The 15341-nt window shown below is 30.7% G+C and carries 17 protein-coding genes; 11 read left to right on the forward strand and 6 right to left on the reverse strand.

Annotation, left to right across the window (positions count from 1 at the left end; genetic code table 11):
• A partial coding sequence (locus ACEW8E_RS04340; protein WP_373479116.1) for a hypothetical protein occupies window positions 1-262 on the forward strand: 262 nt, incomplete at its 5' end.
• Entirely contained in the window at window positions 249-1241 is a 993-nt protein-coding gene (locus ACEW8E_RS04345) for an NAD(P)/FAD-dependent oxidoreductase (protein ID WP_373479117.1), read from the forward strand. The genes ACEW8E_RS04340 and ACEW8E_RS04345, both read left to right, overlap by 14 nt.
• A 24-nt stretch (window positions 1242-1265) precedes the next feature.
• On the opposite strand, the gene ACEW8E_RS04350 is transcribed toward ACEW8E_RS04345, so the two are convergent.
• Window positions 1266-2198 (reverse strand): diguanylate cyclase, encoded by a 933-nt coding sequence (locus ACEW8E_RS04350; RefSeq protein WP_373479118.1) that lies wholly within the window; start codon window positions 2196-2198, stop codon window positions 1266-1268.
• A gap of 96 nt (window positions 2199-2294) precedes the next feature.
• On the reverse strand, window positions 2295-3431 hold the full coding sequence (gene recF, locus ACEW8E_RS04355) for a DNA replication/repair protein RecF (protein WP_373479119.1): 1137 nt from the start codon (window positions 3429-3431) through the stop codon (window positions 2295-2297).
• Window positions 3432-3688: 257 nt separating this feature from the next.
• Here recF and ACEW8E_RS04360 point away from each other — a divergent pair, with 257 nt between their 5' ends.
• A complete protein-coding gene (locus tag ACEW8E_RS04360) occupies window positions 3689-4606 on the forward strand; it encodes a pentapeptide repeat-containing protein (protein WP_373479120.1) in 918 nt (305 codons plus the stop codon).
• A gap of 72 nt (window positions 4607-4678) precedes the next feature.
• Here ACEW8E_RS04360 and ACEW8E_RS04365 read toward each other — a convergent pair whose 3' ends face one another.
• Window positions 4679-5308 (reverse strand): CPP1-like family protein, encoded by a 630-nt coding sequence (locus ACEW8E_RS04365; protein ID WP_373479121.1) that lies wholly within the window; start codon window positions 5306-5308, stop codon window positions 4679-4681.
• A 217-nt stretch (window positions 5309-5525) separates the two neighbouring features.
• On the opposite strand from ACEW8E_RS04365, the gene ACEW8E_RS04370 reads away from it, so the two are divergent.
• Genes ACEW8E_RS04370 through ACEW8E_RS04380 form a run of 3 tightly spaced genes read left to right on the forward strand, consistent with a single transcriptional unit; the run spans window position 5526 to window position 7805 of the window.
• Complete coding sequence (locus ACEW8E_RS04370) at window positions 5526-6239, forward strand: response regulator (RefSeq protein WP_373479122.1); 714 nt, start codon at window positions 5526-5528, stop codon at window positions 6237-6239.
• Between the two features lie 53 nt (window positions 6240-6292).
• Entirely contained in the window at window positions 6293-7579 is a 1287-nt protein-coding gene (locus ACEW8E_RS04375; RefSeq protein ID WP_373479123.1) for a M16 family metallopeptidase, read from the forward strand.
• A gap of 31 nt (window positions 7580-7610) precedes the next feature.
• On the forward strand, window positions 7611-7805 hold the full coding sequence (locus tag ACEW8E_RS04380) for a hypothetical protein (RefSeq protein ID WP_373479124.1): 195 nt from the start codon (window positions 7611-7613) through the stop codon (window positions 7803-7805).
• A gap of 228 nt (window positions 7806-8033) precedes the next feature.
• Here the strand turns inward: ACEW8E_RS04380 and ACEW8E_RS04385 are convergent, their stop codons facing one another.
• Genes ACEW8E_RS04385 through ACEW8E_RS04395 form a run of 3 tightly spaced genes read right to left on the reverse strand, consistent with a single transcriptional unit; the run spans window position 8034 to window position 10078 of the window.
• The gene (locus tag ACEW8E_RS04385; RefSeq protein ID WP_373479125.1) at window positions 8034-9044 is read right to left on the reverse strand and encodes an ABC transporter permease; all 1011 of its coding nucleotides are present in this window, start codon (window positions 9042-9044) and stop codon (window positions 8034-8036) included.
• 48 nt (window positions 9045-9092) lie between these two features.
• Window positions 9093-9716 (reverse strand): imidazole glycerol phosphate synthase subunit HisH, encoded by a 624-nt coding sequence (hisH, locus tag ACEW8E_RS04390; RefSeq protein WP_373479126.1) that lies wholly within the window; start codon window positions 9714-9716, stop codon window positions 9093-9095.
• A 23-nt stretch (window positions 9717-9739) separates the two neighbouring features.
• The gene (locus tag ACEW8E_RS04395; RefSeq protein ID WP_373479127.1) at window positions 9740-10078 is read right to left on the reverse strand and encodes a hypothetical protein; all 339 of its coding nucleotides are present in this window, start codon (window positions 10076-10078) and stop codon (window positions 9740-9742) included.
• A 273-nt stretch (window positions 10079-10351) separates the two neighbouring features.
• Between ACEW8E_RS04395 and rsmI the strand changes: the two genes are divergently transcribed.
• From rsmI to ACEW8E_RS04420, 5 genes are all read left to right on the forward strand, one after another.
• Complete coding sequence (gene rsmI, locus ACEW8E_RS04400; RefSeq protein ID WP_373479128.1) at window positions 10352-11188, forward strand: 16S rRNA (cytidine(1402)-2'-O)-methyltransferase; 837 nt, start codon at window positions 10352-10354, stop codon at window positions 11186-11188.
• A gap of 222 nt (window positions 11189-11410) precedes the next feature.
• The gene (gap, locus tag ACEW8E_RS04405; RefSeq protein ID WP_373479129.1) at window positions 11411-12427 is read left to right on the forward strand and encodes a type I glyceraldehyde-3-phosphate dehydrogenase; all 1017 of its coding nucleotides are present in this window, start codon (window positions 11411-11413) and stop codon (window positions 12425-12427) included.
• Window positions 12428-12943: 516 nt separating this feature from the next.
• A complete protein-coding gene (locus tag ACEW8E_RS04410; protein ID WP_373479130.1) occupies window positions 12944-13462 on the forward strand; it encodes a phycocyanin subunit beta in 519 nt (172 codons plus the stop codon).
• 68 nt (window positions 13463-13530) lie between these two features.
• Window positions 13531-14019, forward strand: a complete 489-nt coding sequence (cpcA, locus tag ACEW8E_RS04415; protein WP_373479131.1) for a phycocyanin subunit alpha — start codon at window positions 13531-13533, stop codon at window positions 14017-14019.
• 251 nt (window positions 14020-14270) lie between these two features.
• Complete coding sequence (locus ACEW8E_RS04420; protein ID WP_373479132.1) at window positions 14271-15221, forward strand: hypothetical protein; 951 nt, start codon at window positions 14271-14273, stop codon at window positions 15219-15221.
• Window positions 15222-15341: the final 120 nt, after the last annotated feature.

Raw genomic sequence — 15341 nt, forward strand, 5'->3', positions numbered from 1 at the left:
TCAGGTTTCAGGTTTCAGGTTTCAGGTTTCAGGTTTCAGGTTTCAGGTTTCAGGTTTCAGGTTTCAGGTTTCAGGTTTCAGGTTTCAGGTTTCAGGTTTCAGGTTTCAGGTTTCAGGTTTCAGGTTTCAGGTTTCAAATAATGAGTTTATAGACTATTCAATATTCTTTTTATCTCCCGTTTCCTTTTTATCTCCTAACTCCTATGTAATAATTAACAGTAAATTGATCAAATTAGGAAATCTTCTTTATGAAACTATCTAGTAAAAATTTTGATACCCGTATTGATACGGTTTATGATGCTATCGTTGTTGGTGGTGGCATGGGGGGTTTATCGGCGGCTATTTATTTAGCTCGTTATGGTTTAAAATGTCTTGTTATCGAAAAAGGTAAAGGGCGATCGCTATGGATGCAAGATCTGCGTAATTATTTAGGTATTGATCCTCATGTACCGGGTAGAGATATACTAAATCATGGTACAAAACAAGCCATTGATTGGGGTGCAGATCATTTACGAGGTTATGTCGAAGATGTTACCGATGAGGGTGAAACCTTTGCGGTAAAAGTAAAAATTGGGAAAAAAGACTCTGTTTATCCTGTTTTTCGGGGTAAATATTTAATTGCGGCTTCAGGGGTGATTGATGTTTTACCTCATCTTGAAGATATGCAAAATGTCTATGATTATGCTGGTTATACTCTTCATGTTTGTATGATTTGTGATGGTTTCGATATGTGGGATCAAAAAGCTGTATTAATTGCCGCTACAGAATCTCAAATTAACGCTGCTTTTGTCTTAAATTGGTTTACTCCTTATATTACAGTTTTAACTCATGGTTTATGTAATGTGAGCAATGACATGAAACAAAAATTAGCAGAATATGGTTATCCTTTATATGAAAGTGCCATCGCAGGTTTTGTGGGGGAAAATCATCAAATGCAAGGAATAAAATTAACTGATGGTACTTTTATTGAAGCGACAACGGGTTTAATTAATATGGGCTCGATTTATAATAACCATTATTTAAAAGCTATTGAAGGTTTAGAATGGGATGGCGAAAACCTCATTACTAATGATATGACACAAACTACCCATGAACGTATATTCGCATTAGGTGACTTGAAAAAAGGTTTAAATCAAGTATCTATTGCTGTAGCCGATGGTACTTTGGCCGCCACTCAAATCTGGCGCAACATTCGTCGTCAATCTTCTCCTAGAAAATGGGAAGAGAATATTAAGAATTAAATATTAATAATTAACAATTAACAATTAACAATTATTTATGGTAACAACTTGGTTTTTACCATTCTTTTTTGCTTTTAATAAAGCCTTATCGGCACAAGAAATAATATAATCTATACTTTCAGCTTCATCACCATAAGCACAAACTCCCACACTAACCGTTACATTAATTTTATAAGATTCTACGACAATATTTTGATTTTCAATATTACGTCTGATACGATTAGCCACAATTAACGCTTCTTTTAAATTAGTTTCCGAAAGAAAAATAATAAATTCTTCTCCTCCCCATCTAGCACATAAATCCTCTTTTCTCAAACATTTAACACATTCTTTTGCCACATAGATTATGACATAGTCTCCCACAGGATGACCATAAGTATCATTAATTCTCTTAAAATAATCAATGTCTAAAATAAGCAGGGAAAATACTCTTTTTTGTCTTTTTGCGAGGTGAAATTCTCTTTGCGCTAAAGCAAGAAAATTACGACGGTTAGATATACCCGTTAATTCATCGGTTTTGGCTAATTTTTCTAATTCTACTAATGCCTTTTTTAATTCATCTCTAGTAAATTTTAACTCCATATGATTTTTTACTCTAGCCAATAATTCTTGATTATGAAAAGGTTTCATAATATAATCTACTGCACCTAAATCAAAGGCTTTCAATAAATCTTTTTTATCGTCACTAGCAGTTATAAAAATAATAGGAATTTCTTGGAAATGAGGATTTAATTTAATTTGTTCACACAATTCTAAACCATTAATCTTTGGCATCATTAAATCTAATAATATCAAATCAGGATTAATCTTTTCCAGAGAAGACATGGCATCTTCACCATTAGCAAAAAATTTAGTATTATATCCTTCTTTTGTTAATAATTTATCCAATAAAATTCTGTTAACAGCATTATCATCCACCGCCAAAATTAAAAAGTTTTTCGGATTATAATTAACCATAAAAGTTGTTTCGCTTTTAGAACATCAATTTAATAAGTATCAGGATTAGAAACTATAGAATCCGAATCTGTAAAAGTTTGATCTCGATATTTAAAATTATATAATCACTTTTCCTTTTTCAACTTCAATAATTTGTGCTTGTTGTAATAATTTATTATCAAAATAATTCAAGTGAGTTGTAGTTATAAAAGTTTGAAAACGATTTCCTAAAGAATCCAATAATTGTTGCTGCCGTTTTAAATCTAACTCCGCCATTACGTCATCTAATAATAATAAAGGAGTTTCTCCTACCACTTGTTCAATTAATTGCAATTCTCCCAACTTTAAAGACAATACTAACGTTCTTTGTTGTCCTTGAGATCCATAATTTTTGGCGGTAGCTTGATTTATCATAAAATCGATGTCGTCTCGATGAGGACCTACTAATGTATTTCCTAAACTAATTTCTGCATTTCGTTTATGATTAATTTCTTCTCTAATTCTATTTTGTATATCTTCTATTTCATTCTCTTTATATTCTACATTTGGAAGATATATTATTTGTAATTTTTCGGTTTTATTACTAATTTGATTATGCCATAATTTTGCTAAAGGTTCTATTTTACTTAAAACTCTTCCTCTTCTTCTCATGACTCTACAACCAGTTTCTACTAATTTATCATCCCATAATTGTAATTCTAATTCTTCCGATTTTGACAAACTAGAAAAAGTCATAATTCCTCGAGTTTTAAAACTTTTTAATAAGGCATTTCTTTGTTTTAAAACTTGCAAATATTGTTTAATAATATAACTATAAATTGGTTCTAATTGTACTAAAAGATTATCCACCCAATTTCTTCTATATTCAGGCGAACCTCTTACTAAATCTATATCTAAACTAGAAAATAAAACAGTATTAACTATACCTAAAAAATCTAAATTACGAGATAATTTCTCATAGTTTAAAGTTAACTCTCTTCTACCTTTAAATGGTAACATTATACCTAAATCATAATCAGCAAAATTACGACTAATATTAGCTTTTATTTGACCATAAACTCGATCTTTATAGACAAAATCTTGTTCTCTACTGGTACGATGACTTTTTAATGTTGATAGTAATTCAATCGCTTCTAATAAATTTGATTTACCTTGAGCATTATTCCCTAAAATAATTATTTTATTACTATGAAAATTAACTTCTTCTTGAATATAATTACGAAAATAACTAAGATAAATATTCTTTAAAAACATAACACAATAATTGATATTTAATAATTAGCAATTGTTTTTATCTCCTTGGGAGGTTATAATCAGCTTGAAAATGTAATAATAGTTATCTTATCAAAGTTGTGACTATCGAATTATTGAATAAATTTATTCTCAGAAGTTAATTATCAATTGTTCATCATCAACGGTCAATTCTTTTCTCTGATTTATAGTTTCTCACATATAATTTAAGATTCCTATTATTAACTTATTTACCTCATTAATTTTTTGAGATTCTTCCTATGAGCAAAAAAAATCAACTACTATCAATAACTTTATGTTTAGTAACTATTATAACAGTTTATTTTAGTTATATTCCTAATGCAAATGCTTACAGTAAAGATAATATTGCACAATTAATAAAAGAAAATAAATGTATAAAATGTGATTTATCTAACTATCATTTTCCCAAAAATAAGTTTAACTTAGAAAAAGCTAATTTATTCAAATCAAATTTACATAAAACTAATTTTACTAATCTTAATTTACGAAAAGCTAACTTCTCAGAAACTGATTTAACTTTTAGTAATTTAGAAAAAATTAACGCTAGAAAAACTGATTTTAGAAAAGCCGATTTAACTCATACTAATCTAAAAAACAGTAATCTTAGTCAAGCAAATTTTTCACAAGCAACTCTTAATCATAGTAATTTTAGTCATAGTATTTTAGAAAGAAGTGATTTTGAAAAAGCAGATTTGTCAGAAAGTAATTTTATTCAAGCCAATCTTTCTGGGGCAAATTTTCACAATGCAAATCTAACCAAAGCCGACTTAGATTTAGCTAATTTGAGTAGTAAAAGTAAAAAACATTTGACTAATTTTTCTAATGCTAATTTAACTCAAACACAGTTAATCAATGCTAAATTACAAAGAGTAAATTTTAGTAATGCTAATTTATATCAAGCAGATTTTGATGGTAGTGATTTAACAGAATCGATCTTAGAAAAGGCTAATTTAGCCGAAGCAAATCTCAGTCATGTTAATTTAAGTAATGCTGACTTACGCCATGCTAATTTAATTAATGCTTCTCTTGTTTATGCTAATTTAAGTAATGCTAATCTTAAAAATGCCAACCTTGAAAAAGCTAATTTAACAGGAGTAAATCTCACAAATACTAATTTAAAAGGTGCAATTATGCCTGACGGTTCAATTCATAATTAGTTTAAATAGGTTTTAGGTATTAGATATTAGGTATTAGGTTAAATTTATAAATTATTAACTTTTAACATTTATTTAGCGAATAAAATTACTTATTAACCATAATAAACAAAAAGTAAATAACGTTGCAAATTGTTCCGATCCTAAACTAATATTTAAGCCAATTCCTATAGATAAATTAAATAAAATATTAGCTAAAGAAACACCAATAATAAAAGCAATAAAAGTAATTCCTAGCGATCGCCAAAACAATCTTCTTTTACGATATAAAATAAAAAAACTTGTCCCCACACCACCAGTTAATAAAAGAGGTAATATTTCACTATTTGTATTAAAAATACTGATAGCAATTAAGAGAAGAAAAACGATACCGTTAAGAGAAATTTCTTTCACCGATGGTTGATCTAATAAATCATTTAACCATAAAGAAACTTTTTTTGCTGTGGGATTATTTTCGATAGTTAATATTTTTTTAGTTTCCATAATTTTTTCAGGAAATCTAATTTGTTCGGGTACTTTAATTTTACCTTCTTGTCTGAGTCTTAATCGTTGCATAATAATCGCATCATAAGCAATTTCGATACTTTCAATGGCTGGGGGATCATTTTGATATTTTTCCTTAAGATTTTGTTTTGCTGCCTGTATTTCGTCAAAAGAAGCATTTTCTGTAAGGCCTAATTGTTCATAAGGATTTAACTCAGTCATTTTTGTTTTATTCCTCCAATTCTCAATAATTATTAATAACCTTAACTTGAATAAATGAATTTGATTAATTTGCACTCATTAACAAATAATATTATAGTTAAACTCAGTACCTTAATTTTTAGGATAATTTTAGATGATTATTTTACTTTATCTTTAAAATCTATCCTGATAAAATTAAATATTGAAACTTTGATGAATACCGCCACCAAAAACTAATATGGAAGTAGCTTTAGCTAAAATTCTAATCGTTGATGATGATATTCACATTAGCAATTTAATCAGTCGTTTTCTTACCCAAAAACAATATCTTGTGGAATCTGCCTCCGATGGAAAAACTGCCACAGAAATATTTAATCGTTTTCGCCCAGATTTAGTTATTCTTGATATAAATTTACCCGATACTCTCGGTTATAATCTCTGTCAAGAAATGCAGAATCAGAACGATGTTTTTATTTTAATGCTTACCAGTCGCACTGATGTTGAAGATAAGAAAAAAGGCTTTTTAATTGGAGCAGATGATTACCTCACCAAACCATTTGACTTAGAAGAATTAGAATTTAGAGTACAAGCTATTTTGCGTCGCAAACGAATAATTAACTCTACAGATATTAATATCCTACAATTTGGTAGTTTAATTATTAATCCTGAAACTCGACAAATAATCTTCAATAATGAAGAAATAATTTTTACCAGTTTAGAATTTGATCTTCTTTATTTCCTCGCACTTAACCAAGGTAAAGTATTTCGTCGAAAAGATTTAGTTAATAACGTCTGGAAAAATAACCCTATGGGTGATAATCGAGTGGTTGATGTTCATATCGGGCAAATTCGCCGTAGAATAGACTCTGACCCTAATAAACCTCCCTATATCTCTACTGTGCGAGGCGTAGGTTATAAATTCGACTTTATTGACTCCACTAAAAAAAATTAATCTCTTTCTAATATTCAAGGTAAGATTAAGGAAAGGTAAAACAATGTCTTTATATGATATTCTCAACATATAACAAAACTACTCCTCAATCTAATTACCGTTACCATCTTAATCGGATTTCCCTTAATAATGGTTTAACTTTAATACATCAAGAAATTTCCTCTACATCTGTTGTTGTCGCTGATATTTGGGTTAATGCAGGAGTTACTACTGAACCTCAATCGTGGTCTGGAATGTCTCATTTTTTAGAACACATGATCTTTAAAGGGACAAAAAATATATTACCCGGAGATTTTGATTATATTATTGAAAATACTGGAGGTTACTCCAACGCAGCCACAGGTTATGATTATACTCATTTTTACTTAACCACCGCCTCTGGATATTTACCTGACACTTTACCTTATTTAGCGGAAATATTATTACAAGCAGAAATACCTGATGAAGAATTTTACCTTGAAAGAGATGTAGTATTAGAAGAAATCCGCTCTAGTAATGATGACTATGATTGGATTATTCTTCAACATCTCGCTAGTAGTATTTATCCCAATCATCCTTATGGACGTTCCGTTTTAGGAGAAGAATCATTATTATTAAATAATACTCCTAATCAGATGCGATGTTATCATAAAACGCACTATCAACCAGAAAATATGACCGTTGTTTTAGTTGGTAACATTACTCAAGATAAAGCAATTTCTTTAGTAGAAAAATGTTTCCAAAATTTTAGTACTCGTTCTGAATGTCCTAAAGTGACATTTGATAGTGAACCACCCATGATTGATATTCGTCGTCAACAGCTATTTTTCCCCCGACTTCAACATTCACGCCTCGTTATGGGGTGGCTTGGCGCTGGTATTGATAACCTAGAAGGTGCGATCGCCCTTGATATGTTATCAGTAATATTAACAGGAGGCAGAACTTCAAGACTAATCAGAAAACTCCGAGAAGAAGAACATTTAGTATTAGACATAAGTTGTGATTTTTCCCTACAAAAACACTCTAGCTTATTTACTATTTCCGCTTATTTATCTCCTGATAAAATGACTATCGTAGAAGATAAAATTAGAAACGAAATTCATCAATTACAACAAAATCCGATTACCGTTAAAGAACTAATAAATTGTCAGAAAGCCTTATGTCATAACTATATTTTCTCCACAGAAACCCCAGAACAATTAGCTGGTTTATATGGTTATTATGAGATGCTAGAAAATGCACATTTAGCCTTAAAATATCCTCAGATTGTCAAAAATTTATCCCCAGAAAAACTCCAAAGTTATGCTTGTCAATATTTGTCTCCTGAATATTATGCTCTTTGTCATATAGAATGTTGTTAATATAAAAATCATTTATTATTGATAAATATCTATGAATAGAAAAACTCAAAAAATAACTAAAAAATTACGTCTATTAATAGTTCTTTTTATTCCTCTAACAATCCTTTTATACTTATTAAGAGGATTTGGTTTATTAAGTTTTTTACCCGGAGGAATATTCTTATTTTTGATGATTGCTTCTCTCTTTCTTTTAATCAGTTTTTTAATAACCGAAACCTATTCTTAAATTATCAATATCTCTAAAAATTAAAGAATTATAATTGATAACTCTTTTTTTTCTTAGTAAAAAATATTCAACTAATAAAATAAAGCCACCCCTCCCCGACCGCAACGGGTCAAGAAAAGGTGGCTTTATTTTATATATTAATTATAACCTTTAAATTTGAGAATGTCAAGTATTTATCAGATTTTTTATTAATTATTTTTAAAGAGAAAAGAGAATAATTTTTATGTATTAACGATCAATATTATCTAATTTTATGCGAGGATCAACTACTTTCAATAACAAATCTGCCACTAAGTTCCCGATAATTAACATAGTAGCTCCCATCATTAAACTAGCCATAACTAAATATAAATCTTGAGCTTGTACTGCTTGTAATATTAATCTTCCTAAACCAGGCCAATTAAAGAAATATTCAGAGATAAAAGAGCCACTTAATAAACTAGCAAATTCAAAGCCTAAAAGAGTTATTAACGGATTAATTGCGTTACGCAAAGCATGAATATATAAAACTTGATTTTCAGGTAATCCTTTCGCCCTTGCAGTTTGAATATAATCTTGCTTTAACACATCTAAAAGTTGCCCTCTTGTAAGTCTTTGTAAACCTGCAAAACTGGTAATACTTAAAGCAATAGTAGGTAAAATCATGTGCCAAGCTATATCTCTAACTTTTCCCCACCACGATAATTCATCATAATTAATACTTGTCATGCCACCAATGGGAAAAATCGGCACTAAGTTTTGAGCTAGGATTAGTAATAATAAAGCGGTAATAAAGCTAGGGAAACCTTGCCCAAAATAACTAATTACTCTTAATACCCTATCAGTAAAGGTGTTTTGTTTGACGGCGCTAATAATTCCTAAAGGTAAAGCGATGGCCCATGTAATAATAATAGAAGAAAAAGCTAAAAGTAAAGTAGCAGGTATTCTTTCTAAAATAAGACTAGATACAGAACGAGAATAAACGAAACTTTGCCCAAAGTCAAATTCAGTAATAACTTGTTTAAACCATAACCAATATTGCTGTAAAGGTGGTTTATCTAAACCAAAACGAATTTTTAACTCCTCAAGGGTTTCTTGAGAAATAGTCGGATTTTGTCGCAAATTATCAAGATAATCTCCGGGCGCTAATTGAATAATAGCAAAACTCAACATTGATGCTAATAATAACGTTAAAAATCCTTGAGATATACGTTTAATAACATAAATTACATTTTCATTAAATAACCAATAATTTTTCATCGTTGAAGATTTGAAGTTAGGCAAAAAATCTTAAAACTAAAAGCAAAATTAAGTACAAACCAATTCCACAAAGTTAGTTAATATTTGTAAACCATGATGGGATGATTTTTCTGGGTGAAATTGCACTGCCATTAAATTATCTTTGGCGATCGCAGCAGTTACAGTTTGTGAACCATGAGTAACTTGTCCAGAAATTACCCTAGAATCAGAGGGAGTGACATAATAAGAATGTACAAAATAGACATAAGGAGAAAGGGGAAGATTTTTCCATAAAGAATGATTGTTTTGCGTAAAATCAAGAGTATTCCACCCCATATGAGGAATAGTTAAATTTGCTTCCGATTGAAAACGCCTTACTTTACCCTTAATAATACCTAAACCTTCTTCTTTTCCTTCCTCCGAAGCCTCAAATAAAATTTGTAATCCTAAACAAATACCCAAAAAAGGCTTACCACTTTTAACCGCTTGTGTGATAGGCTCAATCAAATCTCTTTCCTTTAAATGTTGCATAGCAGGATCAAAAGAACCTACACCGGGTAAAACTACCCCATCAGCTTGGGCAATTTCCAAGGGTGAGGAAGTAATTTTCGGGGTTGCACCAGCTTTTTCTAAACCCTTACAAGCAGAGTGCAAATTTCCCATATCATAATCAACTACAGCAATTACAGTCATTTGTCAACTCAAATTTACAATTATTAACTACTTAAATATTGCTCTAAATCTTCCACTAAACGGGTTAATTCCGCTTCCGAAGTCAATCTTAAACGTTCATCTCTAACGGTAACTAACACTTTAGCAGAAAAAGGACTGGGATAAATATTAGGATTACAAAATACCTCAAAAAAAACATCTCCAGTATATTGATATTCCATCGCTTTTTTAGGTGTCGGTTTACCACCTGTTTTTGCGTGTAAAGTAATCTCTTTCAAACTTTGCATTAAAACAGCAATATCTTGTTTAAGTTTTTCAGCACCATTAAGACTAAAATTAAAAGATACTGCACCTTGAAGAAGATTAAGGGTGAATTGACTCATGAAATAGATTTTTTTTTCGGTTATTAACTGCTTTTTATCTTATACCACCTGAGATGAAAATAATTAGCTATTCATTCAGGAAGAAGATTTATACTCAGATTTTGCACCTCGTTAAAAATTAACTGGTGATGCTAGGGCAAAGGGCAAAGGACAAAGGGATTAAAATTGACTCAAACTATACTAAAATTGATTTTTTGACTTTTGTTTATTAAGTATTTTTGATCTGGTGCAAGATCTCAGTTATACTTACTATTTTATTACTTACTATTTATCGTGACAGGAATACTTTATCTCGTAGCTACTCCCATCGGCAATTTAGAAGATATAACTTTTCGTGCTATTAGAATCTTACAAGAAGTTGATTTAATTGCCGCCGAAGATACTCGACACACGGGAAAATTATTACAACATTATCAAATAAAAACTCCAACAATTAGTTATCATCAACATAACCATCAAACAAGAGTAACCGAATTATCAGAAAAATTATTAAATGGTTTAAATATCGCTTTAGTAAGTGATGCTGGTACTCCCGTTATTTCAGATCCGGGTTATCATCTTGTGTTAAGCTGTATTGAAAATACTATTAATATCATACCCATTCCGGGTGCTATGGCTGGAATAAATGGTTTAATTGCTTCTGGTTTGCCTACAGAAAGATTTTGTTTTGAAGGTTTTTTACCCACGAAAAAGAAATTAAGAGATAATTTACTCCATAGTTTAGTAACAGAAAAACGCACGATAATTTTTTATGAAGCGCCTCATCGTGTAGAAAAAACTTTAACAGATTTTGCACAGTTTTTTGGACTAAATAGAAATCTTACTCTAGCTAGAGAATTAACAAAACTTCATGAAGAATTTTGGAGAGGTACAATTCAAGAAGCCATTACTTTTTATCAAAATCGTGAACCAAAAGGAGAATTTACCATTATTGTAGAAGGAAATAATCAAAAAGAAGAATTAGAATTATCCGAAACAGAAATAAAACTAGAAATGGTTAAATTATTAAATCAAGGAATGAGTAAAAGTGAAGCTAGTCAACATTTAGCAAAATATACCAATTTTTCTCGTCGAGAAATTTATCAATTAACCCTGATAGATGACATTTAAAATTAAATAATTTTTTCAACAAAATATCTATAAATTAAAATTTTCTTTTCTTTATAGTAACTTAATCTTTTCTTAATAATAAAAATCTAAAAGTCATGATTAATTGACAAAATAAAAACTAAGAAAAAAAATGCTCAAAAATAGAATTACAAAATAAAATGAAGGTGATTAAATAATATTGTTTAATCATTTATCATCAAAATTCAACAGATATAGTTTTTCATGTCTAAAACAAAAGTAGCCATTAACGGTTTTGGCAGAATTGGCAGATTGGTATTTCGTGCAGGATTAGAAAATCCTAACATCGAATTTGTAGGCATAAATGACTTAGTACCTCCAGAAAGTATTGCTTATCTACTAAAATATGATTCTACTCACGGAAAATTTAACGGTAAAGTAGAAGCTGAATCTAACGGTATCAAAGTTAATGATAAGTTTATCCCTTGTGTTTCTGTGCGTAATCCTGAAGAATTGCCTTGGGGTGAATATGGTGCAGAATTTGTCGTAGAAGCCACAGGCTTATTTACTGATTATGAAGGCGCAGCAAAACATCTCAAAGCTGGAGCAAAAAAAGTTGTAATTTCAGCACCGACAAAAGAGCCTGAAAAAGTCGCAACATTATTAATGGGTGTCAATAATCATACCTATGATGCTAGTAAACATGATATTGTCTCTAACGCTAGTTGTACTACTAATTGTCTAGCACCCATAGCTAAAGTATTAGACGAAAATTTTGGTTTATTAGAAGGATTAATGACCACAATTCACGCTATGACTGCCACTCAGCCCACTGTTGATGGCCCCAGTCGAAAAGATTTACGAGGGGGTAGAAGTGCCACTCAAAACATCATTCCCGCCTCTACGGGAGCGGCTAAAGCAGTAACATTAGTATTACCTCAACTTAAAGGTAAATTAACAGGAATGGCTTTTAGAGTACCAACTCCTGATGTTTCCGCCGTGGATTTAACTTTTCGTACAGAAAAAGCTACTTCTTATCAAGCTATTTGTGAGGCAATGAAAAAGGCTTCAGAAAACGAATTAAAAGGTATTTTAGGCTATACTGACGAACCTGTGGTATCAAGTGATTTTATTACAGATCCCCATTCGAGTATATTTGATGCTGGAGCTGGTATAGAACTTAACTCTAACTTTTTTAAAGTAATTTCTTGGTATGATAACGAGTGGGGTTATTCTTGTCGTATGATAGATTTAATTATCTTTATGGCAGAGTTTTCTTAAAAATAACGTTAATCACAGAAAATAATTGTTAATTATTCACTAAGACCTCTTGCAAAATAAAAAGTAAAATCTATTTTAGGATGGAAAACGTTAATTTCTTAACTCATTACTCATTACTTATTACTCATTACTCCACTTCTGCAAGAAGTCTACTAGGTGGGGGATTAGGAATGTTGAGAAAAATCTCCTTTCTCTTTTCTTCACCCATGATACATCATGAAGAAATGTAAATAAGTATCTCAGAAAATTTAACAAGACGTAATAAACAAATGCGCAGATACAGGGTATAAAATTATATGAAAGGTTAAAACACTTTTCAAAGACTTATTTCTCCAGAAGAAATTGTCAAAATATTAAGTTTCTTTACAAATGCTTAACAATAACTTTGACTTAAGCACATAATAAGAGAAACTAATTTTTGGGAAGAAAATCCCGATTCTGGTTTAACTTTTTTGTTGAACTAAAATTTAATAAAACAAACTAACAAACTACTTCTATATAGGAGATTAACTTAAAATGTACGACGCATTCACAAGGGTTGTTTCTCAAGCTGACGCACGTGGTGAGTTCTTAAGCTCTAGCCAAATCGATGCTTTAAGCCAAATGGTAAGTGACAGCAACAAACGTATTGATACTGTAAATCGTATCACCAGCAACGCTTCTGCTATCGTTACCAACGCTGCTCGTTCTTTATTTGCTGAGCAACCTCAATTAATCGCACCCGGCGGAAATGCTTATACTAGCCGTCGTATGGCTGCTTGTCTTCGTGACATGGAAATCATCTTACGTTACGTTACCTACGCTATTTTCTCTGGTGACGCTTCCGTATTAGAAGATCGTTGTTTAAATGGACTTCGTGAAACCTACTTAGCTTTAGGTACTCCTGGTTCTTCCGTAGCTGTTGGCGTTCAAAAAATGAAAGATGCAGCTATTGCGATCGCTAATGATACCAACAATATTACCCTTGGTGATTGTAGTTCTTTAATGGCTGAAGTTGCTACTTACTTTGATCGTGCTGCTGCTGCAGTTGCATAGGTATAATCATACCAATCAAGTTCAATTAATTCACGTAACATAATATAATTTAGGAGAAATAAATCACAATGAAAACCCCTTTAACTGAAGCAGTATCAGCAGCAGATTCTCAAGGACGTTTCTTAAGCAGCACCGAACTTCAAACCGCTTTCGGTCGTTTTCGTCAAGCAACCGCAGGTTTACAAGCCGCTAAATCTTTAACCGATAACGCACAACGTTTAGTTGATGGTGCAGCAAATGCAGTTTACAACAAATTTCCTTACACCACCACAACTTCTGGTGCTAACTTCGCTTCTACCGCCGAAGGTAAAGCAAAATGTTCTCGTGACATCGGTTACTACTTACGAATGATTACATATTGTTTAGTAGCTGGTGGAACTGGTCCTATGGACGAGTACTTAATCGCTGGTATTGATGAAATCAACCGTAGTTTTGACTTATCTCCTAGTTGGTATGTTGAAGCTTTAAAATACATCAAAGCTAACCATGGTTTAAGTGGTGATTCTGCTGTTGAAGCTAACTCCTACATCGACTACGCTATCAACGCTCTTAGCTAGTCTCTTTTTCTACTTCAGAGTAATTCTCAAAGGCTTTATAATGCTTTTGTCATCAAATAAAAATCCTTGTGATTATCAAGGTTAAAATAAAAATCGTTGCCTGAGAAAATTTGCGAATACGAATTAATAAGCGTGTTTGTTGATTTTTTCGGGCAATGTTGTTTTAAGAATAAAAAATTGATAATTATTTTTGTATTAATACAAGTATGCTATCATTAGGATAATTAAAAGTATTGATCAGAAATAAAATTATGAACAGTTTACAAAATATTTTGGAGAAATACTGTCTTGAGGATAAAACAGGTTTATTGCTTCTGAGTATGCCAACGGGTTTTGGTAAAACTCATAATGTTTTAGATTTTATTTATCATAATTATCCGCAATTTAAAGCACAAGGTAGAAAAATTATTTTCATTACTAACCTAAAAAAGAATTTACCTTATCAAGATTTAGAAAAACGTTTTATTCGAGATAATAGAGAGAAAGAATATCAAGAAAATGTTTTATTTATCAATTCTAATTTAGATTTTGTGCTTGATAATTTACTAAATTTAGAGTATGAAATTCCCGAAAATTTTAAGAAGAGTGAAAACTATAAAAATTTAACGAAACAGATTAAACAATTACAGAAATCAACAAAACTTGATTCAGAATTTCAGCAATGGATTAAAGATAAAATTAAAGATGAATATGAGCCTAGTTTTAGATATGAAATTGTCGAAAAGTTAAAACAAAAATGTAAGAATAAAGAAAGACGTTTAGAATTAATCAAAAACGATCGTAATTATCAATGGATAGGTAAATTATACCCGACAGTTTTTACCGATGAGAAAACAGTTTTATTCTTGAGTATAGATAAGTTTTTCTTAAAAAATTCTACTCTTATTGAACCACCTTATTATTGTTATAATAAATTAGCTAAAAATTCTCTAGTTTTTATTGATGAATTTGACACTACTAAAGATACGATTTTAAATCGAATAATTGAAGAAGGAAACAAACATAAAATTGATTTAATCTCATTATTTTCTAATATTCATAATAATATTAATAATAGTGAATTTCCTAAAAACTTACTCGAAGAATCTGAGAAAAGGCAAAAATTATCTCAGAAAGAAAATTGGCGATCTTTATCTGCAATTATACACGAATTAAGACAAGAATCTCAAGATATATATCAAAAATTGGCGTTGCTGAATTAAGGTATGATTTTTAGATAAAGGGGTCAAATTATCAAAAATAAAAAAATGATACAATGTCCAGAGTGCGGGTCTAAACATATTCACAAAAATGGAATTAAAAAAGGAAAGCAAAATCATCTT

This window comes from Geminocystis sp., assembly GCF_041753295.1.
Lineage (GTDB): Bacteria > Cyanobacteriota > Cyanobacteriia > Cyanobacteriales > Cyanobacteriaceae > Geminocystis.